Raw genomic sequence first — 22,981 nt, 5'->3', positions numbered from 1 at the left:
AAAATATGTATGATTTAATTGTTCTTGGGGGAGGTCCAGGAGGTTATGTGGCTGGTATAAAAGCCAGTCAGCTGGGAATGAAAGTGGCTATAATAGAAAAAAATAAATATGGAGGAGTATGTTTAAATGTGGGGTGTATTCCTACTAAAACAATGTTAAAATCAGCCAGGCTGTTTAGTGACATGTTAGAAGCTGAAAAATTTGGAATAGATATAGATGGAAGTTTTAATATAAATTGGGAAAATGTTATAAATAGAAAAGATGGAGTGGTAAATAAGCTTGTTGCAGGAGTAGAATTTTTACTGAAAAAAAATAAAATAGATATGTTTAATGGCCTGGGAAATGTCATTGATAAAAATACAGTAGAAGTCAATGGTGAAAAAATAGTATGTAAAAATTTACTTATATGCACAGGGTCAAATGCCAGGATTCCTGAAATAGAAGGAACGAAAGAGGCTCTAGAAAAGGGTTATCTGATGACAAGTACAGAAATTTTAAAAATTAAAGAGATCCCTAAAAAATTAACAATAATAGGAGGAGGAGTAATAGGGGTAGAATTTGCTATACTATTTGCGACTTTGGGGACAAAGGTTAGTATAATTCAAAGAAGTGGAAGAATTCTGGATGCCCTGGATAAAGATGTAATTAAAGAAATTACAGAGGTTTTGGATGAAAAAAATGTAGAAATAATCTATAATGCAAATACAAAATATATAGGAAATGGCTATATTAACTATATTTCCAATGAAAAAAAAGTAAAATTAGAAGGAGATAAAGTTTTAGTTTGTATAGGAAGGGTACCTAATCTAAAAGAAATAAAAAATTTAAATTTAGAGATAGAAAGGGGAGCTATTAAAACAAATAATAGGATGGAAACCAGTGTAAATGGAGTTTATGCTGCCGGGGATGTCAATGGGATCATGCAATTAGCACATGTTGCTTCCCATGAAGGAGTCATAGCAGTGGAAAACATGTTTGGAGGGGATGAAAAAATAGATTATAATAAAGCTCCTTATTGTATCTATACATTTCCAGAAGTAGCAGGAGTAGGGCTCACTGAAAGTAAAGCTAAAAAACAATATCCAAATGAAATTAAAATTTCTAAATTTCCTCTATCTGTAAATGGGAAGGCATTAGCTGAAGGGGAAGAGAAAGGGTTTGTAAAAATAATAGCTACTAAAAAATATAATGAAGTGATAGGGGTGCATATTGTTGCAAGCCATGCAACTGATATGATTAGCGAGATGGTTACGATCATGGAATTAGAAGGAACTGCCAGGGAGATAACTCGGGCTATTCATCCTCACCCGACAATGTCTGAAGCTGTTGTAGAATCTGCCCTGGGAATAGTGGATAGAGCAATTCATATTTAATTGACAACCTGGGTTTCCAAAAAAAACCAGCCGACATCTGTCGGCTGGTTATAATTTTATATTAGTCACTTAATTTTAAAACTGAGATAAATGCTTCTTGAGGTATCTCTACATTACCGATCTGTTTCATTCTTTTCTTACCGGCTTTTTGTTTCTCCAATAGTTTTTTCTTTCTGGATATATCTCCACCATAACATTTAGCCGTAACATTCTTTCTGAATGCTCTGATAGTTTCTCTTGCTATTATTTTTGCCCCCAGTGCAGCCTGAATAGGGATTTCAAATTGCTGTCTCGGGATGATTTCTTTTAATTTTTCTACGATTATTCTACCTCTAGCCTGGGCATGGTCTGTATGTGCAATAAATGAGAATGCGTCTACAGGTTCACCGGATACCAAAATATTGACTTTTACCAGATTTCCAGGTCTGTATCCAATCATCTCATATTCAAATGAAGCGTATCCCTTGGTTCTAGATTTTAATTTATCATAAAAATCTAATACTATCTCTGCAAGGGGCATCTCATATGTGATCATAGCACGGGTATCATCGATATAGTTCATACTGACATATACTCCTCTTTTTAACTGGCATAATTCCATAACTCCGCCGACATAGTCCTTTGGAACTATTATATTTCCCTTGATATACGGTTCTTCTACGATTACTTTTCCCTGTCCGCCCCCAGGAAAGTCCTCTGGATTGTCTATAGTATACATAGGTTCATTTTCTTTATGGATCCTATATTCAACCGATGGTGAAGTAGATATAAGGTCGATATCATATTCCCTTCTAAGTCTCTCTACGATGATCTCCATGTGTAAAAGGCCCAAGAACCCGCATCTAAATCCAAATCCCAATGCCAGTGATGTTTCAGGTTCAAAAGTAAGGGAAGCGTCATTTAATTGTAATTTTTCAATGGCTTCTCTCAGATCTTCATAATCATCGGTAGATATCGGATATAATCCGGCAAATACCATTGACTGGGCTTTTCTATAACCTTCTAAAGGTCGTTCACATGGATTTTTGACACTGGTAACAGTATCTCCTACCTGTGAATCATGGATAGACTTTGTACCGGTAATAACATATCCTACCGATCCTGCAGTCAATATATTTGTAGGGTTCATTCCAGGGGAGAATATTCCGCATTCAAGAACATCAAACTGATGATTGGTAGAGAATATTTTTATCTTATCTCCTTTTTTAATAGTTCCGTCTACAACTCTGACATAGGTAATAACTCCTCTATAGTCGTCAAAATGCGAATCGAATATAAGAGCCTTTAAAGGCCCGTCTTCGCTGTTTGCAGGAGCAGGGATGAATTTAACAATAGCTTCCAACAGGTCTTCTATTCCTATACCTGATTTAGCAGAAGTAAGGACTGCTTCATCAGCAGGAATACCTATAACATCTTCTATTTCATTTCTCACCTTTTCTACATCAGCAGCAGGCAGGTCGATCTTATTGATTACAGGGACTACTTCTAGGTCCTGCTCTAATGCTAAGTATACATTGGCTAAAGTCTGTGCTTCTACACCCTGGGCTGCATCTACTACTAATAGTGCACCCTCACAGGCAGCCAGAGATCTGGACACCTCATAGATAAAGTCTACATGTCCTGGTGTATCGATCAAATTTAATTGGTATGTCTTACCATCGTTAGCTTTATAGTTAATTGTAACGGTATTAGCCTTTATTGTTATTCCCTTCTCTTTTTCCAAGTCCATACTGTCTAATAGCTGGTTTTGCATATCCCTGTCGGCAACAGTTCCTGTTGACTGGATAAGCCTGTCAGCTAAGGTAGATTTTCCATGGTCTATATGTGCGATTATTGAAAAGTTTCTTTTTAATTCTTGTGACACAACGTTCCTCCTAATGTTTATATTAAATTTTTTATAAATTAACTTATAATTTTACATTCTATTATAAGCTATCTCAGTAGAAAAAGCAACCATTACTCACCTCACTTTGTTTTCCGGCGAGGACACGAATATTTATCTTTTGACTTTAATTTTTAATTAGTTAGTTTTTACTATATACTTAGGTAAAGATTAAAATGATATTGGAGGAAAGTTATGAACGATAAAAAAATAAGGTTTACCGTCCCAAATTTTGTCAACGAGATAACATTCAGGGATATAGAGAACTTTGATCTGAAAATTAACAGTTTTTTCAACAGACTGTTTACCAGCTCCTACACCAATGTGGATAAATACCCGTTTAAGAAGAGTTCGGACAACAAAAAAATACAATTTAATTTAAACAAAGAAAACAAGCTGATCTATGAGAACTTACTGCCTAAAAACAAGATACAAAATGAATCGGAATATTTCAGGGATCTTATAAGAACATATATATCCCAGCCCCACTATAAGAGGGAGAGGAGGATTTTTTATTCTGAATATGAATCTATACAAAAATCCATCCAGAGGAAGGAGGAAATTTTAATAACTCATATGGACAATGATTATATTGTGGAACCCTATTTTTTTAAAGTTACATCGGAGGAAAAAAACAACTTTTTATTCTGCTGGATATATGAAAAAAAGGAATATGGTGTTTTTAATCTGTCCAGGATATCCAAGGTGACCCCAATAAGATTCAGGAAAAACAAGAGATATCTGGATCTGGACTATATAGAGAAGGTTCATAAAAAATTTGATCCCTTCCTTTCCTATGGGAATATTGTAAAGGTGAAATTAACAGATCTGGGGAAGGCATGGTTTAAAAGGATAAGCCATTATAAACCAACTTTAGTCAAGATAGAGGGCGATATCTATTACTGTGAATCCAGCGACAGAAAAGCCATCCTGTATTTTTCCAGATTTTACAATGAAGCCGAAATCCTGGAGCCCCTGTCTCTCCGGAAAAAGATAAAGGCCCTTTTGGAAGATACCCTGTCCCAATATAAATAAAAAGAGTCATATAACATGAACCTTTCAGCATAAGATATCTATATAGTTTATCTGTTTTTACTGGGATAAAAATAAAACATTATGAACCTTTAAAATAAAAAAGAGCAGTGTTGAGAGGGATTAATTTTAATGGTAGACTATTATAGTATTAAAAAAAGCTTATAGTCGGGGTGATCTATGAAAACAATGAAAAAAAGAAAGATGATATTGGAAGGGGATATGTATAAGGTGATAATCTTACTTTCCCTCCCTATAATGTTAAACAACCTTATACAGACCATGTATAATCTGACAGATACATACTTTTTGAGTAAGTTAGGATCGGTGGAAGTAGCATCTATGACTTTAGCCTGGCCCGTGGTGTTTTTACAACTGGCACTGGGAGTGGGAATAGGGATAGCAGGTACTACCCTGATCTCCCAGAATATAGGTGCAAAAAAAATAGATGAAGCCAGAAAAATAGCAGGACAGCTTGTGAGTTTTGCCATGGGTTTTTCTGTACTGTTAAGTGTAAGCGGGATAATAAACACACCCTATATATTGAAAGTTATGGGAGCCGCAGGGGAAATATACAGCAATGCTTATATCTATCTGATCCTTATAGTCGGTGGAGCTCCCCTTATGTATGCCAGTTTTGTCTATTCCTCCATAAAACAGGGGGAAGGGGATACTACCTCTCCTATGATTCTAAGTCTTATATCTGTGACCATCAATATAATTCTCGATCCAATCTTTATATTCTACCTGGACCTGGGAATTAAGGGAGCAGCTTTAGCTACCCTCCTTGCCAGAGGTATAATGTCATTTTATATAGTATATCAGTTATTTATAAAGGATACTCCCATGAGGTTGAGACTGAAAGACCTGAAACCGGAGTTTAGTTATATAAAAAAATTGACAAAATTGGGGATCCCGGCTTCCATCGGGCAGGCTACCATAGCCATGGGATTTGTGGTGCTCAATAGTTTTGTACACACCTACGGACAGTTGACCCTGGCTGCCTTTGGAATTGGAAACAGAATAACCGGACTCATAGTGATGCCCGCCATGGGAATCGGAGGAGCTGTATCAGCTATAGTTGGCCAGAATATAGGAAACAACGATGTAAAGAGGGTAAGGGAGTGCGTATTCAAGAGTTCGGTCTTAGGAGCTGTTTTTTCTGTGGCAGGTACCGCCACCCTTTTAATATGGGGGAGCAGTATAGTTAGATTTTTCTCCACCAACAAAGATATCATATATCTGGGGAATGAATACCTGAAATATATATCCTTAAGTTTTATAGGGCTGGCCGTCCTGCCTATAATTACAGGAGCATTACAGGGAGTGGGACAGACAAAAAAAGCCATGTATCTCAGCATGTCGAGACTATGGGTATTCAGGCTGCCTGCCCTGCTGGTACTGCCTTATTTTATAGGCAGAACAGAAAAAGTAATCTGGTACTCTATATTTTCCAGTAATATCATCGCCATGCTGGTGGCCGTCTACTTCTATAAAAGATCTGAATTTAAAAGTCTGGTAGAAGATCCAGAAGATGAATGGGTAGAAAATAAAATAGACCAGGGTATCAAGATTGAGGTGGAGCAGAATTTAAAAAAAATAAAAACTAAATAAAAGTTATAAGAGTAGATGAATAAATTGCATCTACTCTTTTTTTAACCCTCTCTCGGCTGTTGCCACTCTCTCCCGCGGGGTGACGAATATTATGAATTTCTTTTAGATTAAGAAGACATTTTTAGAACCTTCTACATTTGACGCTGACTAAAATCTGACTTTTTGAATTTGAATTTGCCACCAATCTATGAACTTCTGCTGCTATAGCACAGGAGTTTTTTTCTACACAGATTCCCACTAAATTATCAAACCAAATTCCTTACACTAAGCTCACAAAGGAATAACTAGAAAGATCACTAAGAAAACATTAAAATCATAGCACGCGGATCTCTATCGAGACTACCCGATATGGGCATCACCAATATCTCTAAAGTTTATTCTATAAACTAAGAATATTGCGAACACAGAAAACTCTCTGAACTACACAGATAAAATATTTTATTTTTGGTTAGAATCTTTTTCTAGATGTTACTCTACTCCTCAGTATATCTTTTGCGATTTAAATATGACAGAAAAAAAGCAAATGAACCCGTATCAAAGATGGAAACTTTGGAACCTTATTTTTGTCACGAATTACACGAATTAAAAAAATCTCAACACAGAGACACAGAGGTCATAGAGGTTCTCAGAAAAAAACATTTATTTTTGCTTAAGACCTTGATCGAAGTTTATAGTCGTCCAACTTCAGCTGTACTGTTCCTACAATGACGATCGTGTATTACTTCCTAAGACATTTATAAACCTTCTTGACTTTCTTTCGTCTATTTCTTGTGTCAAGACAAGAAACAGACCCGTATTAAAGAGGGACTCTTTAGAACTTTCTTTTTTATCTCCCCTTCTGTGTATCTCAATATCCAAGGTTTTCAAAAAAATATTACCTTTAAATTCAAAAATACCCTCTCACTCCCCTCCTAACTTCCCCTTGTGATTACACCTCTGCTATCAAAATACATTAAATATAGTTATCCCTTTAAAGTAAGCTTCAATAGTAGCTTTGGTATAGTTGTCTTCTAAGTATTTTTGTATTGTGTCATAAAAAACACCTCCTATAGTAGTTTTAGAAAGAATAAAAAATAACATTACTTCTAAATAGAAACTATGTTATTTTTAACTTGGCTCTAAAATATGATTAAAATTATTGAAACAATATATAAAATGATGTAGCATTTAGTATGTTGTTTTTAGCGAGCAATAAAAAACAAAATCAAAAGGAGGGAAAAGTGTCAAAATACTATGATAAATTAACGGTAGAGAGAAAATTATTTTTGGGACAATTGAAACAATTAATTGAAAATGAATTTGAAGAGCAGAAGATAACTAGAGATAACAGAGGAGGCTGTTCATTACCAGAGATGGAGAGAGAAGAAGCTTTAGAAAATAATATAAGGACTATATCAATAAATGCGTCTTGGGGGATGGGGAAAAGTTTTTTTGCTAAAGCACTAAAAACAAAATTAGAAACATCAGGAATTAAAGTTTTTAATTTTAATGCTTGGAAAAATGATTATCACAAAGAACCTTTAAAATCTTTAATTGGTGAGTTAAACGAACAAATGAAATTTGGATCAGATGTAAAGGAAAAGGCTGATAAATTAATTAAAAATGTTTTAAAAGAAGGATCTAAAGTTTTAATAAGCACTCTATTAAAACACTTAAAAATATCAAATGAAGATCTAGACGGTCTGAAAGAAATCTTTAGCGAAGTAAGCGAAAGCTCACTAGATGAATATAAGAAATACAAGAAAGTTCTAGAAGATTTTAAAATAGCTCTGGAAGAAAAGTGTATTTTTACAGAAGAAACTCAAGGAAAAAAAGTGATAATAATAGATGAGTTGGATAGATGTGTTCCTAATTTTTCTGTAGAATTATTAGAGGCAGTTAAACATATTTTTAATGTAGAGGGATTAATTTTTATATTTTTAATAAATAAGGAACAATTGGGTGAGAGTGTTAAAAATTTATATGGGGATGTAAATAAAGGAGAAGGATATTTTAGAAAGTTTTTTGATTTATCTCTAGAATTACCAGAATTAAATTTAGAAGAGTATATAGATTTAGAATATCAAATAAACTTAGAAAATGGTTTTAGCCATTATGAAGACTTGAACACTTTGAATAGACATATTTTTTTTACTAGTTTAGATAATCTATACTTAACATTTACAGCGAGGGAAATAAATATGATGTATAGAAAATATCAAATATTTTTAAAATCTCTCGCAAATAATGAAAAAAACAATATCACATTTAGTGTCTTATTAGGATATTATTTCATCTTTAAAGAAAAGAAAGCAGATGATTTTTTAAAGTGGTTAGATGAAAATTTGAAAAAAAATTATAGCTTTGACATGGACGAAAACCCTCATTTTTTATTTTCTACACGTTTGGAAATTAATCGAAAATCATTTTTAAGTGATATGATATGCACAATACAACATGTATTGTCTGAAATAGAATATAAAGATGGTATAAATGAAGAACCTAAAGATGGTATAAATGAAGAACCTAAAGATGATATGAATGAAGAACCTAAAGATGATATGAATGAAGAATCTAAAGAAATAGTATATCGCTATAGAGTACAGTATTATGATTCTAATGAAAAGTATTATGATCCTAATTTTTTAACCGGAGAACAAATTTTTTATAATGGAAATGAAATAAATTATATTCATAGTGGATTATATTGTGATGAACAAACATTCGAAAGAAAATATTTTACCTTTATGCTTTCGTTACCACTAAATTATAAGTTCAACACAGGTAAATTTGGACTGATGGGTTACCTAGATAGTAAATATAATTTTATTACTGGAAATTAAGTAATTAGTTCTATAACTGAAAGTTCATAATATAAGTTTTAAAATTAGAAGAGCGAAATGGATGTTAAAAATGACATCCATTTTTAAATATATTAGAAATTTAAGAGAAAATATTTGAAAAAGTTTAATTTAAATCTAATGAATGCTATAATTGCACTAATTATTCAATAAAGGGGGAGAAAATTTGGAATTATTATATTTGTGGGTTGAAAAATATAAAACAATAGAAAATCAAGGATTTAATTTTAGTCCTAGGTATTGTTTTGAATTTAATGAAGGTAATTTAACTAAAGAGGAAAGAGATCACCTAGAAAATTTTTTCGAAGAGAATATTGTTAATATAACTGGTATTTTTGGTGGAAACGGTAGTGGGAAATCTACTCTTTTAGAAATTTTATCAACAATTAAAAATAATCGAGAAGCAGAGTTTAATTATAAATATTTTTACATTTATAAAGATAATGAAAAAATAAAACTTATAGACTCTAAAGGAATAGTAAAAGAGAAGAGCGAGGAAATTCAAATTTCAGATAAAAGAGATTTTAAAGTTAAAATAGTGCATTATTCCGATGATATAGATAATTATAATAGTTATTTTTACACAAATTATTATAACTTGCAATCTGGATATTTATTAAATAGAAGGGAAGGAGTAACTAATTATCCTTTTGTTAAATATTCATTTGAAGATTTTAAAAAACAAATTGACTTTTTAAGTAATTATAGAGATCTTATTCGTGAGTTACCATATGATGATTATATTACTTCTCTTGAGTCTATTAAAAAAATAAACTTAGAAATAAGTGAATATAATTATGAAAAAGAAATACATTTAGAGGATACAAGAATTGTAGAAAAAAAAATGGAAATATATGATAAATATATAATGACTATCGGGAATTTAAATAATGCAAGCGATATAAAAGAAAATTTTTTTTGGCAAAGAACAATAAAAAATTATTGGGGTTTACTAATTGGAGCAGTAACAGAAGATATATATAGTAACCGTTTTAATGAAATTGAAATTGAAAATTTTAAAGAGGGAACCAATTCTTTGTTTGAATGGCTAGATAACTTTTTAAAAAAAATTAAAGATCAAGTTATTGAATATGAAAAGAAAATGAATAATCCTGATTCGATTAAATTTTATTCGTCAACAAAATCAGAAGATGTAATTAATTATTTTAATAAATTAATTATTTTAATAAATTAATTAATTTAGATAATATAAAGGAAAATACATTAAATATAGACGGTAAAAGTATCTCTTATGAAATAAAAAATAAAGAGGCGTTAAGTATCTCAACTGAAAATTTTATTCACTTAGAAGATATAGATTGCTTTTTAGGAAATTTAATTAAATTTCGATGGCCTGTTAAATTAAGCTCTGGAGAATTAAAACTATTTAGATTTATGGGAAGGTTATCCGATTTAACAAATACTATAGATTTAGATGGAAATTGGGATAATATATTACTTTTAATAGACGAACTTGATACTAGTTTTCATCCTGAATGGAAGAGAAGAGTAATAAAATTTTTAAATAACTTTTTTTCAAAAATCTATTTAAAAAATAATATTCAGAAAACAACAAATAAAAAAATTCAAATAATAATTACTTCACACTCTCCATTTATAGCAAGTGATCTACCAAAAAATAATATTCTTTGTTTAAAATTAGGAAAAACAGTAGAAAAAAATAAAATAAATACTTTCGGAGCTAATATCTTTGATTTATATAAAGAAACATTTTTTGTAGACTCTACTTTTGGCGAATTTGCTACAGAAAAAATTAAAAAGGCAGTAAGTTTGTTGACACCTACTATTGATAAAGATAAGAAAAATAAGCTTTATCATATATCTGAAGACGATGAAAAAAAAATTAGATATATAATTGATTCAATAGGTGAAAAACTTATAAAAAATAAGTTAGAGAGGATGTGGGAAGATTATCTAAATAATGAAAAAGAAAAAAATAATGATATAATCAAAAGACTCATGAATCAGTATGACTTAAGTAATAAGGATTTAAAGAAATTTTTAGAGGGAGAAAACCAATGATAAAGGTGGATACTAGCGATAAAGAAAAGTGGCATGAAATAGAAAAAAAACATAAAAAATGGTGGCTAGATCATCTAGAATATTTAGATTGGGAAGAAAGCTTTAAAAGTTTAGATTTAGAACAAAAACAAACTCTTTTGACAATATTGAATAATTTTAAAGAAATTTCAATAGAAGACGATACCCCAATCAAATCATTTAAAAATATTAAAAAAATTGCTCCTAATATAGTGGAGTTTATTACAAATAAAGAATTAAAAGAAAAAATTAGCTCTATAAACCTAGAATGGAAAAATCATTATTCTATTAAGTATATAAATGAAAAATTTATAAATAAAATTCTCAGAGTTTTTTTGCGAAGGAATACTAGAGAATTCAATTGGGAAAAGTATTATTTTGAAAATTGTGAAACGAAAAAAGAAAAGGAGCTATTTTTAATCCTTTATAATAAGAATAAAAATTTAAAGGGTAAAAAAGGTTTAAATTTAAAAATTGAAGAATGGAATGAGGAAAACTTTGAAGAAAAACTAAAAAAACTAGATATTGATAGCGACTTTTTAAAGCTTCCAATAAAAGAATCTAAAGAAAAATTAAAAGGTTTAAAAGAAAAACTTTTTGATTATTCCGATATAATAACTGAACTTTTAGATAACAACTTTATAACTTCAATATCTGAAATATTTAGTTATGATAATTTAAAAGATGATTACAGGCATGACTTGATAAGTGAAATGGGAATAAGAGTTTGTCCATATTGTCAACGAAATTATATAACTAATTATATAAATGAAAAGGGTGATAGAACAACAGCAGATTTAGACCATTTTTACCCTAAATCACTATATCCATATTTAGCTCTTTCTCTTTATAATTTTATACCTAGCTGTCAGATATGTAATAGCAGGTTTAAAGGAAGTAAAGATACTTATGATAAGATAATTAATCCTTATAAAAATAGTTTTGATGACAAAGGAGTGAAATTTGAAACTTCAGAAACTTTAATAGAAAATATTTTAGGAACTGATATAGAGTTTAATATAAGGTTTAAAAATCATGATAATGTTATAGATACAATTAAAATGTTTGGTTTAGATAAAGTATATAAAACTTCTCATAATGCCTATATAAGGAATATGCTTGAAAATATTGAAAAAAGCCCTAATAAATATATAGAAAATTTGGGAGATAATATTTTCTCTGAATTGACGTCTGAGGAAAGAAATGAGGTAATAAGATCATTCAAGGAAATAGTAAAAGAACCTTATAAACATAGAATAGAAGAAGGAGAACCTTTAGGAAAATTAACCAAAGATATTTTAGATGAATTTGGAATAGATATTTAAAGATTGGTTATTAATTTAGACATGAGCATATTGTATTTGATATTATATAATTACTTTATATATATAAATAAAAGGCTATATCTATTACGGCTTTATGCAGTCCCTTCTACACTACCTGAAGCCTCTAATAGCTATTGTTCTTTAATAGGAGATAAGCGTTGGTCATACTTCTACACTTGAACCCCCACAATATTAATTAAAATCTTTTATAAGGATATAAAATCAACCTAAAAAAGATTTATATTTCAAGTATATTTATTATGGTTTTGTGAAGTCCCTTCTACAACCTTAGTAGGAGCCATTGTTCTACTTATGTTTAAATAATAAAAAAAGGAGTGTGACGTTACATCCAAGAAGGCAATTAAATTTTAATGAATTTAATTGCTTTTTTATTATTATCTTGACATTGTCGTATAAATATCGTATTATAACCACATAAATTAACTCGTATATGCTCCTAATAAGGAGGAGCGTCTCTACAGGTCACCGTAAACGACCTACTATGAGTGAAAAAATTAAGTATATGGTGGACCCTATCTTAATACATTAAGGGGAGTCTTTTAACCTAAATGCCTATTTTTCTCACTTGTTGGGAGGAGTAGGCATTTTTTGTTTACTCGAATCACAATTAGAGTTATATAAAGACTTTAGGAGGAAAAAAATGAAAAATAGATCACCATATGATTTAGATGGAGTACCAGTACTTAAGGAAGCTATACCATTAGGATTACAGCATATATTAGCTATGTTTGTGAGCAACCTGGCACCGATATTAATAGTTGGAGGAGTTATAGGAATTCCAAGTGATAAATTGACATTTTTAATCCAGTGTACTATGTTTGTATCGGGAGTAAATACATTGATTCAGGCATACAGAATAGGGCCTATTGGAGCCAGATTACCGGTTGTTGTGGGGACAAGTTTTGCATTTGTACCTGTAGCTATCTCAATCGGATTGAAATATGGATTTGAAGGTGTGTTAGGGGCAGCCCTGGTAGGGGGATTATTCGAAGCATTTATCGGATTATTCATGAGAAAAGTAAGAAAGTTTTTCCCGCCAATCGTAACAGGTGTGGTAGTTTTATCTATAGGGTTGTCACTATTACCGGTTGGGATAAAAAACTTAGCTGGTGGATTTGGAGCAAAAGATTTTGGATCACTGTCAAATTTGCTATTAGGCGGGATAGTACTTATAGTTGTTATTATCTTTAACCAGTTTGCAAAGGGTATTTGGAGAACAGCAGCAATAGCAGTTGGAACAGCAGCAGGAATAATAATAGCAGGATTTATGGGGAAGATCGATTTCGGAGCTGTAAGCCAGGCCAGTTACTTTGTAGTACCTAGACCATTTACATATGGACTGGAATTTCATCTGGATGCTATATTAGCAATGATGCTCATGTATGTAGTGTCAGCTGTGGAAACGGTAGGAGACATGTCAGGAGTAACAATGGGTGGAGCCAACAGGGAAGTAACAGACAAGGAGTTATCCGGAGGAATTTTAGCCGATGGTTTTGGAGGAGTTATAGCAGCTTCTTTCAGTATCTTACCTACTACTTCATTCAGTCAGAATACAGGAATAGTAGCCATGACAGGAGTTATGAGTAGATTTGTTGTAGGAACAGGGGCTATGTTCCTGATAGTGGGAGCATTTATTCCGAAAATAGGAGCGTTAATATCTGTAATACCTGCCAGTGTTATAGGTGGAAGTTTGGTTATGTTGTTTGCAATGATAGCTATCAGTGGGATAAACCTGATCACAAAAGAAAAATTAGTAGGCAGGAATGCAGTTATAGTAGCTGTGGCCTTGGGAGTAGGGTTTGGAATGGGAAGTGTTCCAGAAGCATTAACTTATTTGCCTGAATCATTTAAATTAATCTTTGGAGGATCTGGAATAGTTGTATCAGCGGGAATAGCAGTTATATTAAATGTGATCCTGCCTAAAGAGATAAAGCAGAAAGAAACTGTTAGAGAAAGTAAATTAAATCAAGCTTAATATATCTACCTGCCTTTTTTCGTATAGAGAAAGGGTGGGTTTTTTTAAAGGAAATAATTTAATTAATAGGAATAACTAATAAAATATCATTACAGGAGGAAACTATGTTTACAATAAAACAGCATTTAATGGCCCAGTCCATAGAGGAAGGATATGAAACTTTAGTTAAAAATAGAAATAACGTGATCTTAGGAGGGACAGGGTTTTTGAAACTGGGAAATAAAAACATCAATATTGGAATAGATCTGTCCGATCTGGACCTGGATTATATCAGGGAAGACGAAAACAATATAGAGATAGGCCCTATGACGACTTTCAGGAGTGTTGAAACAAATAAACTGTTGAGAGAAAATTTTGACGGCATCATAGCAAAATCAGTGGAGGAGATAGTGGGTATCCAGTTAAGATCTGTCATTACAGCAGGAGCTACAGTAGCTTCTAAATATGGGTTTTCAGACTTTATAACGGCGCTGCTGTCACTTAATACCCAGGTAGAATTATATAAGGGTGGAATAATATCCTTGGATGAATATCTGGCTGAGGAAAAGATCCCCAGAGACATCCTGGTAAGGATTATAATTAAAAAGGATGGGAAAAGGGCAGCTTTTAAAACTATGAGAAATTCAAAGAGCGACTATGCTGTCTTAAACTGTGCTGTATCTGACCTGGACGGGGAATACAGGGTAGCTGTAGGAGCCAGACCCGGAAGAGCAGTGGTAAAAACAATTAGTAATGAGGAAGTGAATAATAAAATCGATGAAAAGATCGAAGCCGTGGTAAATGAGATGAAGTTTGGAAAGAATATGAGAGCCAGCGGAGAATACAGAGAGATGATAGCAAAAGTTTTGATCAGAAGATGTCTCGAGGAGCTAGAAAGTAAATAAAGAAAGAGTAAGATTTGAAAACTCTAAGTTAAAGGATTTTTATCGGTGAAGACTTAGATTCTAAAATAAGTGTGATCTGTATCAAAAAAAGGAGATGAATTTTAATGGAAATTAAATTAAAAATAAACGGGATTAATAAAGAGGTAACGATAAAAGAGGGCGAATATCTGCAGTCAGCTCTAAAAAAACTGGGATTTCTAAATGTTAGAAAGGGGTGTGAAACCGGTTCCTGCGGGCTGTGCACAGTATTACTGGATGGTAAACCTACCCTTTCCTGTTCAACGCTGGCTGTGAGGGGAATTGGAAAAGATATTACTACCTTAGAGGGAGAAAGTGTGGAAGTAGCAAAGTTTGCCGAAGTTTTAACCGGTGAGGGAGCAGATCAATGCGGGTATTGTTCTCCCGGGTTTACCCTTACTGTAATAGCCATGAAGAGGGAACTGGAATCTCCTACAATAGATGAGATAAAGCATTATTTAACTGGAAATCTCTGCAGATGTACCGGGTATATGGGACAGCTTAGAGCAGTTAAAAAATATATGGAGGTAAAATAATGAACTATGTTGGTGAAGGAATAAAAAAGATAGATGGGATGGGGCTTATTAAGGGAGCATCCTCATATACTGAAGATATAGCATTAGGACATAACTATCTCACTGTAAAATTACTTCGTAGTCCCCATGCTTTTGCCAGGATAAAAAATATAGATACAACTATAGCTTCTAAGATCGAGGGGATAGAGTGTATATTGACCTATAAAGATGTAACTGATAAAAGGTTCACTTTAGCAGGACAGTCTTTTCCCGAACCGTCTCCCCATGACAGGAGAATATTGGGGGAGTTTGTAAGATATGTAGGAGATGAGGTAGCGATAGTTGCAGGAAAAGATGAGGAATCTGTATTAAAGGCCATGAAACTGATAAAGGTAGACTATGAAATATTAGAACCAATCTTAGATTTTGAAAAAGCCATAGATCATAAAACTATAATACATACTGAAAAACCATATACAAGCTTTAACTACGGGAATGAACATATGAGAAATATAGCTGCCCAGGATCTCCTTGTGGAAGGAGATGTAGAGGAAGAACTGGCAAATTCAGATGTAGTGATAGAACACAGCTATCATACACAGTCACAGATCCACGGGATGATGGAAAATTATATAGCAGTTACCTATATGGACTTCCAGGACAGGATGAATATCATCAGTTCTACCCAGATACCATTTCATGTGAGGAGACATGTATCCAAGATATTAGATATCCCCAGAAGTAAGATAAAAGTTATAAAACCCCGTGTAGGAGGGGGATTTGGCGGTAAACAAACTGCTCCAATGGAGATCTATCCTGCACTTATAACCAAAGTAACCGGGAAACCTGCAAAGTTAGCATATAACAGAAAGGAAACCCATACCTGCACCACTACCAGACACGAGATGAAATTGACTGTAAGATTAGGAGCTACAAAAGATGGAATTATAAATGCCGTAGACATCCACGGGCTGTCCAATACAGGCGCTTACGGGGAACATGCATGGACTGTATTCAGTGTTGTAGGACAAAAAACCCTGCCTATGTACAGAGCCAAGGCCCGTAGGTTTTACGGGGAGGTAGTTTATACCAATATGACTACAGCAGGAGCTTTCAGGGGATACGGTGCCACACAGGGTACCTTTGCATTGGAATCAGCGGTAAATGAATTGGCTAAAAAACTGGATATGGATCCCAGCCTGATACGGGAGAAAAATTTGGTAAAGCAGGGAGAGATAAATCCTACTCTGAACAGTTTTGTGGGAGAGAAGTCTATCGAGCTGGCCAGCAGTACTTTAGATGAGTGCATTACCCGGGGGAAGGAGATGATCGGATGGGATAAAAAATATCCTATGCAGAAGATATCACCTACAAAAGCCAGGGGTATCGGGATGGCTGTAACTATGCAGGGATCTGGAATCCATGGAATAGATACGGCATCTGCCACATTAAAATTAAATGATGACGGGTTCTACACGTTATTAGTAGGAGTCAGTGATATGGGGCAGGGATGTGACACAGTAGTAGCCCAGATGGCAGCAGAGATATTAGGTGTACCTGTATCTAAGATAATAGTAAATAGTACAGATACAGATGTAAATCCATATGATCCGGGTGCCTATGCATCCAGCGGAACCTATGTTACAGGGAATGCAGTTATAAAGGCCGCTAATCTCATGGTGGAAAAGATAGTTGAGGGGGCCTCTAAGATCTTAAATGTACCAGAGGAAGACATCGAATTTAACGGGGAATCACTGTTATTAAAAGACGGAAAAGAGATCTCTTTGGATGAGATAGCATATAAACTGGTGTCATATAAAGGTCAGAATCAGATTATGACTACCGGTACCTGGGGGGGATACACTTCTCCACCGCCATTTATAGCCGGGTTTGCTGAAGTCGAAGTAGATTTGGAAACCGGTAAGGTGGAAATGGTAGACTATGTAGCTGTAGTTGACTGTGGTACAGTGATAAATCCAAATCTGGCAAGAATCCAGGTTGAGGGAGGAGTAGCCCAGGGGATAGGGCTGGCATTGTTTGAAGATATAAAGTATGACGCAAAAGGGAAGATGATCTCCGATACATTTATGCAGTATAAGATACCATCCAGATGCGATGTGGGAGACATAAGGGTAGAATTCAAACCTAGTTTTGAACCTACAGGCCCATTTGGTGCTAAATCCATAGGAGAGGTAGTTATAAACACTTCTGCTCCTGCCATTGCAGATGCAGTAGCAAATGCTACAGGGGTAAGGATAAGGACATTACCTATCACTCCGGAAAAAGTACTTATGGGGATAGTGAATGCAGAATTTTAAAAGGTAAAATATAAAGTGGCGACAGCCGAGAGAGGTTAGATATGATAGATTTAAATTTGAAAAAAGGAGATGTGGTATCCATATTAGGAGCAGGGGGGAAGACCACCCTTTTAAATTATCTATCCAATAAATATAGTGCAGACAACTCTGTACTTATGACTACAACTACCAAAATATTTACACCTCTAAATTATGATTATCTTTATCATGATATAAATTTTTTAGATACAGAATCTTTTACGCTTAAAAATAGTCTTTATGTGGTGGCTCCTAAATATAAAGGTAAACTATCCAGTCTGCCTATGGCAGATTTAGAAGGTCTGACAAAATATTTTGACTATACCTTTATAGAAGCAGACGGTTCCCGGATGAAGCCCCTTAAGGGGTGGAGTGAAAACGAGCCGGTTATCTGTGGTAATACCACTATAACCATAGGTGTAATAGATCTCACCCAGATAGGGAAACCAATAGATGAAGAGATTGTCCACAGGGTAGAATTATTTTGCAGATTAACAGGTAAAAAAGAAGGAGATATCCTGACCATAGATGACTGTGTTGAAATTATTATAAAAAAAGATGGGATCTTTAAAAATTCAAAGGGTAAAAAGATTATATTTTTCAGTAAGGTAGATTTGATGGAAAATTTAAAAATTATAGAAGAGATAAAAATTAAACTATATGAGAAAAAATTTCATGGGGAAATAATAGCAGGGGGGATCTTATGATTACAGCTATAGTCCTTGCCTCTGGGTATAGTTCACGGATGGGTAAAAATAAACTCCTGCTGTTAAAAGACAATATTCCCATGGTTGAACATCTTTTCCGTCAGTTGTCTCGGATAAACTTTCACAAAGTTATAGTGGTTACCCAGTATGATGAGGTAGATAAATTGGCTGAATCATATGGTTATATATCTGTTATAAATATGACCCCTCAAAATGGAATCAGTGAAAGTATAAAATTAGGAGTAAAAAATACAGATGCAGATTCTAATTTTATGTTTTTTACCGGGGACCAGCCCTTTCTCAGGGGAGAGGTTATAAAAAAAATAATGGATATTTCTGAGGATGGATGTATAGCGGTTCCCAGGCTCTCAGGGAAGCGAAAGAGTCCTGTGATATTTGGCAGAGTTTACAGGGAAGAACTCCTGAAATTAGATGGTGATACAGGCGGTAAAGAAATAATAAATAAAAATTTAAACAGTGTAAAATATTTAGATTTTTCTGGTGGAAATGATTTTTTAGATATAGATACCGTGGAAGAATATGAAAAAATAAGGTAGGAGTTTCCTGCCTTGTTTTTTAAAGATGTTTTTATAACCATTTTATAATTGTAATTTGTACAAAACTATGGTAAAACTTATAGTGTACTATATCTAGTATATAAAAAAGACATAATCACAACAGGAGGTATTTGAAATGATAAAAATATACGGAAAAGAAAATTGCAGACAGTGTGAGGAATTAAAGTCTAAGTTAATAAATGATGGTGCAGAGTTTGAATATATAGAGGATATTAAAGAGTTGAGGATTGTGGCCAGTAAGGCTAAGATAATGTCAGCCCCGATAATTGAATACAACAATAAATTCTTTACCATGGATAGTTTTTTAAAAGAGGTAAAATAATATGAATAGGATGGTCATCAATAGGGATGGGGTAAGGGAACCTATAGATGTAGATAAGATCAGAGAAAAACTGATTAAAGGCTGTGAGGGGCTGGATATAAATATGGTGGAATTAGAAAGCCATATAGATACTATCTACCAGGAAAATATCACAACTAAAAGGATCCAGGAATCTCTCATCAACCTGACTGTATCTATGACAAACTTTGAATCCAGCCATTGGACAAATGTCGGGGGCAGACTCCTGATGATGGAGATTGAAAGGGAAGTATATCATGGCAGGGGATATGCATATAATGATTTTTATAAGACCATAACCGATCTATGCAAAAATGATCTATATGACAACAGGTTATTAGACTACACAGAAAAAGAAATTAATGAGTTAAATAAACACATGGTCCCGGACAGGGATATGAACTATGACTATGCTGGAGCCAATATGTTTGTAAACAGATATCTAACAAAATACAGGGGAGAAGTATGGGAACTGCCCCAAGAGGTATTCATGGCTGTCTCTATGATGCTCTCCCTCAATGAAAAAAAAGACAGAGTGGAAAAGGTAAAGAAGTTCTATGATGTCTTGTCACAAAAAAAGATATCCCTGGCAACACCAATTTTGGCCAACCTCAGGGTTCCAAATGGAAATCTAGCTTCCTGCTTTATAAGTGCTGTAGATGATAATATAGAATCTATATTCTATAATGTGGATTCCGTAGCAAAAATAAGCAAAAACGGCGGGGGAGTAGGAGTAAATCTTTCCAGAATCAGGGGGAAGGGATCGGTCGTTAATGGATATTTAAATGCCAGCGGAGGAGTAATCCCGTGGATAAAGATAATAAATGACACCGCAGTGGCTGTAAACCAGCAGGGCAGGAGAGCAGGGGCTGTGACTGTAGCCCTTGATACCTGGCATATAGATATGGAACAATTTTTAGAGCTCCAGAGTGAGAATGGAGATCAGAGAGGGAAGTCGTATGATGTATATCCCCAGGTAGTGGTATCGGATCTGTTCATGAAAAGGGTGGAAGAAAACCAAAACTGGACCCTGTTTGATCCCTATGAGGTAAGGAAAAAATATGATGTTGAACTGTGTGAACTATATGGAGATGAATTCGAAGATATATATAGAACCCTTGAAAAGGATGAAAGCCTGCAGATAGTAAAAAAAATAAGTGCCCGTGAACTCCTGAAGGAGATTATGAAGACACAGATCGAGACAGGTATGCCATATATATTTTTTAAAGACACGGCCAACAGACTGAATCACAATCCCCATAGGGGGATGATAGGTAATGGAAACCTGTGTATGGAAAGTTTTTCTAATTTCTCTCCTACGAAAAAATTTACCGCAACGAGAGAAGATAATATAGGAATATCTAAAAATACACTGGGAGAAGTACATACCTGCAACTTACTCTCTTTAAACCTGGCAGAGATAGAAGACATTGAGTTGGAGGAGATCAGTATTCTGGCTGTAAGGCTCCTGGACAATACAATCGAGCTTACAAAATCGCCCCTGAGGGAATCGGACAGGCACAATGAACTGTATAGAACTGTCGGTGTAGGAGCCATGGGTCTCTCTGATTATCTGGCTTACAGATATCTTATGTATGAGGAGTCGGCAGAAGAGGTCGATAAATTATTTGAAAAGATTGCCCTCTATACCCTCAAAGGAAGTGCTCTTTTAGCCAGGGAGAGGGGACAGTATAAGTTGTTTTCCGGGTCTAGCTGGGATAGAGGTATTTTCTTTGGAAAGGAAAAACAATACTATATAGATAACTCAGAGATAGCCAATGAATGGGCAGAGGTATTTGAGATGGTAGCTGCCTATGGGATTAGAAATGGTGAACTTACAGCAGTGGCTCCCAATACGTCTACATCGCTCTTGATGGGTGCTACTGCTTCTGTGAACCCGGTATTTTCCAGGTTTTTTATTGAAAAAAATCAAAAAGGTGCAGTTCCCCGGGTAGTGAAACATCTAAATGACAGATCCTGGTTTTACAGTGAAGCTAAAAAAATAGATCCCAAAGAATATGTTCACGTGATGAGTAAGATCTCCAGATGGATCACCCAGGGTGTATCGATGGAATTACTGTATGACCTGAATAAGGATATAAAGGCTAAAGATATATACGACACTATAATGACTGCGTGGAAGACCCAGTGTAAGTCCATATACTATACCAGAACTATTCAGAAAAACAGTAATATAGTAAGGGAAAAAGAGGAGTGTGAAAGCTGTAGTGGATAGAAAAAAAATATTTAACCCCTGTGGGACAGACAGCTTGGATAAGAGAAAAATCATAGGGGGAGATACAACGAATATATTTAACCTGAACAATGTTAAATATCAATGGGCAAACAACCTGTACAGGACCATGATGGGAAATTTTTGGATCCCTGAAAAAACAGATCTGACCCAGGATAAAAATGATTATGTCAGTTTAGTAGATGAGGAGAAAGATGCATATGACGGGATATTGTCATTTTTAGTATTTCTGGACAGTATTCAAACTAACAATATACCGAATATTTCAAACTACATTACTGCTCCAGAGGTAAATCTTATTTTAGCTATCCAGACATATCAGGAAGCTATCCATTCCCAGTCCTATCAATATATAATAGAGAGTATCCTTCCCAGGGAAAAGAGAAACCTTATATATGATAAGTGGAGAGATGATGAGGTGTTGTTTGAAAGAAATCAGTATATAGCAAAGATCTACCAGGATTTCATAGATACTCCCAGCAATAAAAATTTTGCCAGGGTACTGGTAGCCAACTTCTTATTGGAATCCCTGTACTTCTATAATGGGTTTAATTTCTTCTATCTGCTTGCCAGCAGGAATAAGATGATGGGAACCTCTGATATTATAAAATTAATCAACAGGGACGAATTATCCCATGTAGCCTTATTTCAAAATATGATAAATGAGATCAGACAAGAAAATATAGATTACTTCAGTGAGGAGGAGATCTATGGGATGTTTCAAGTGGCTGTGGAACAGGAGATAAGGTGGAGTAAACATATTATAGGTAAGAAAATATTAGGAGTCACAGAAAAAACCATTGAAGATTATACTAAATGGCTGGCCAATGAAAGGCTCCGGAGTCTTGGACTGAACAAACTTTATAGGGACTATGAGAAAAATCCCTACAAACATCTGGAAAAATTAGCAGATACTGAGGGGGAGGGAAATGTAAAAGCTAATTTCTTTGAAGGAAATGTAACTTCGTACAATATGAGTTCCTCCATAGAGGGATGGGATGAACTCTAAAATTAATACTTTTTAATCTTTAATGCTAAAAAATGAGTATTTAATATTTTGTTTTCAACCTTAAATCACAAATATTTTTTTCACAAGCACCAAAAAAGCGATACAATATATTCGGAAAACGAACCTTTTATCCGGTATAAATATATAAGTCGACGATTTCGATAAAAAACAAGTGAAAAAGTAAATAAAGTTTGTAATTTAACGGGTTATAAGTTAC

The 22,981-nt window shown here is 34.0% G+C and carries 17 protein-coding genes and 1 riboswitch; of the genes, 16 read left to right on the top strand and 1 reads right to left on the bottom strand.

Annotated features, from left to right (window positions below; genetic code table 11):
- Positions 1-5: 5 nt before the first annotated feature.
- Complete coding sequence (gene lpdA / locus DYH56_RS05965; protein ID WP_114641955.1) at positions 6-1,373, top strand: dihydrolipoyl dehydrogenase; 1,368 nt, start codon at positions 6-8, stop codon at positions 1,371-1,373.
- Between the two features lie 61 nt (positions 1,374-1,434).
- On the opposite strand, the gene lepA is transcribed toward lpdA, so the two are convergent.
- Positions 1,435-3,237 carry a translation elongation factor 4 gene (lepA, locus tag DYH56_RS05960; RefSeq protein ID WP_158539076.1) on the bottom strand — a complete coding sequence of 601 codons (1,803 nt, stop codon included), beginning with the start codon at positions 3,235-3,237 and terminating at the stop codon, positions 1,435-1,437.
- Between the two features lie 213 nt (positions 3,238-3,450).
- On the opposite strand from lepA, the gene DYH56_RS05955 reads away from it, so the two are divergent.
- The 15 genes from DYH56_RS05955 (at position 3,451) to DYH56_RS05885 (ending at position 22,764) form a co-directional block, all read left to right on the top strand.
- A complete protein-coding gene (locus tag DYH56_RS05955; protein ID WP_114641953.1) occupies positions 3,451-4,290 on the top strand; it encodes a WYL domain-containing protein in 840 nt (279 codons plus the stop codon).
- 177 nt (positions 4,291-4,467) lie between these two features.
- Complete coding sequence (locus tag DYH56_RS05950) at positions 4,468-5,901, top strand: MATE family efflux transporter (RefSeq protein WP_114641952.1); 1,434 nt, start codon at positions 4,468-4,470, stop codon at positions 5,899-5,901.
- A gap of 1,220 nt (positions 5,902-7,121) precedes the next feature.
- The gene (locus DYH56_RS05945; protein WP_158539075.1) at positions 7,122-8,723 is read left to right on the top strand and encodes a KAP family P-loop NTPase fold protein; all 1,602 of its coding nucleotides are present in this window, start codon (positions 7,122-7,124) and stop codon (positions 8,721-8,723) included.
- A 184-nt stretch (positions 8,724-8,907) separates the two neighbouring features.
- Positions 8,908-9,936 carry an ATP-binding protein gene (locus DYH56_RS05940; protein ID WP_114641950.1) on the top strand — a complete coding sequence of 343 codons (1,029 nt, stop codon included), beginning with the start codon at positions 8,908-8,910 and terminating at the stop codon, positions 9,934-9,936.
- Positions 9,915-10,784: an AAA family ATPase gene (locus DYH56_RS05935; protein ID WP_310739959.1), complete on the top strand. Its 870-nt coding sequence runs from the start codon at positions 9,915-9,917 to the stop codon at positions 10,782-10,784. Before DYH56_RS05940 ends, DYH56_RS05935 begins: the two co-directional genes overlap by 22 nt.
- Before the next feature lie 137 nt (positions 10,785-10,921).
- On the top strand, positions 10,922-12,127 hold the full coding sequence (locus DYH56_RS05930; protein ID WP_202922754.1) for an HNH endonuclease family protein: 1,206 nt from the start codon (positions 10,922-10,924) through the stop codon (positions 12,125-12,127).
- Positions 12,128-12,552: 425 nt separating this feature from the next.
- A riboswitch (purine riboswitch) is annotated at positions 12,553-12,650 on the top strand.
- Positions 12,651-12,788: 138 nt separating this feature from the next.
- A complete protein-coding gene (locus DYH56_RS05925; RefSeq protein ID WP_114641948.1) occupies positions 12,789-14,123 on the top strand; it encodes a uracil-xanthine permease family protein in 1,335 nt (444 codons plus the stop codon).
- A 104-nt stretch (positions 14,124-14,227) separates the two neighbouring features.
- Positions 14,228-15,007, top strand: a complete 780-nt coding sequence (locus DYH56_RS05920) for an FAD binding domain-containing protein (protein WP_114641947.1) — start codon at positions 14,228-14,230, stop codon at positions 15,005-15,007.
- 104 nt (positions 15,008-15,111) lie between these two features.
- On the top strand, positions 15,112-15,561 hold the full coding sequence (locus DYH56_RS05915) for a (2Fe-2S)-binding protein (RefSeq protein WP_114641946.1): 450 nt from the start codon (positions 15,112-15,114) through the stop codon (positions 15,559-15,561).
- Entirely contained in the window at positions 15,561-17,858 is a 2,298-nt protein-coding gene (locus tag DYH56_RS05910; protein WP_114641945.1) for a xanthine dehydrogenase family protein molybdopterin-binding subunit, read from the top strand. Before DYH56_RS05915 ends, DYH56_RS05910 begins: the two co-directional genes overlap by 1 nt.
- A gap of 41 nt (positions 17,859-17,899) precedes the next feature.
- Positions 17,900-18,583: a selenium cofactor biosynthesis protein YqeC gene (yqeC, locus tag DYH56_RS05905; RefSeq protein ID WP_114641944.1), complete on the top strand. Its 684-nt coding sequence runs from the start codon at positions 17,900-17,902 to the stop codon at positions 18,581-18,583.
- Positions 18,580-19,140 (top strand): nucleotidyltransferase family protein, encoded by a 561-nt coding sequence (locus tag DYH56_RS05900; RefSeq protein ID WP_114641943.1) that lies wholly within the window; start codon positions 18,580-18,582, stop codon positions 19,138-19,140. The genes yqeC and DYH56_RS05900 overlap by 4 nt, the downstream gene beginning before the upstream one ends.
- Before the next feature lie 136 nt (positions 19,141-19,276).
- On the top strand, positions 19,277-19,483 hold the full coding sequence (locus DYH56_RS05895; protein WP_114641942.1) for a thioredoxin domain-containing protein: 207 nt from the start codon (positions 19,277-19,279) through the stop codon (positions 19,481-19,483).
- Between the two features lies 1 nt (position 19,484).
- Positions 19,485-21,737 (top strand): ribonucleoside-diphosphate reductase subunit alpha, encoded by a 2,253-nt coding sequence (locus tag DYH56_RS05890; protein WP_114641941.1) that lies wholly within the window; start codon positions 19,485-19,487, stop codon positions 21,735-21,737.
- Positions 21,730-22,764, top strand: a complete 1,035-nt coding sequence (locus tag DYH56_RS05885) for a ribonucleotide-diphosphate reductase subunit beta (protein ID WP_114642032.1) — start codon at positions 21,730-21,732, stop codon at positions 22,762-22,764. Before DYH56_RS05890 ends, DYH56_RS05885 begins: the two co-directional genes overlap by 8 nt.
- Positions 22,765-22,981: the final 217 nt, after the last annotated feature.

The sequence above is a fragment of the Psychrilyobacter piezotolerans genome (genome assembly GCF_003391055.1).
In the GTDB taxonomy this organism is placed as follows: Bacteria; Fusobacteriota; Fusobacteriia; order Fusobacteriales; family Fusobacteriaceae; genus Psychrilyobacter; species Psychrilyobacter piezotolerans.
Note: the sequence above shows the minus strand (reverse complement) of the source record. Positions and strands in the feature narration are given on the sequence as shown.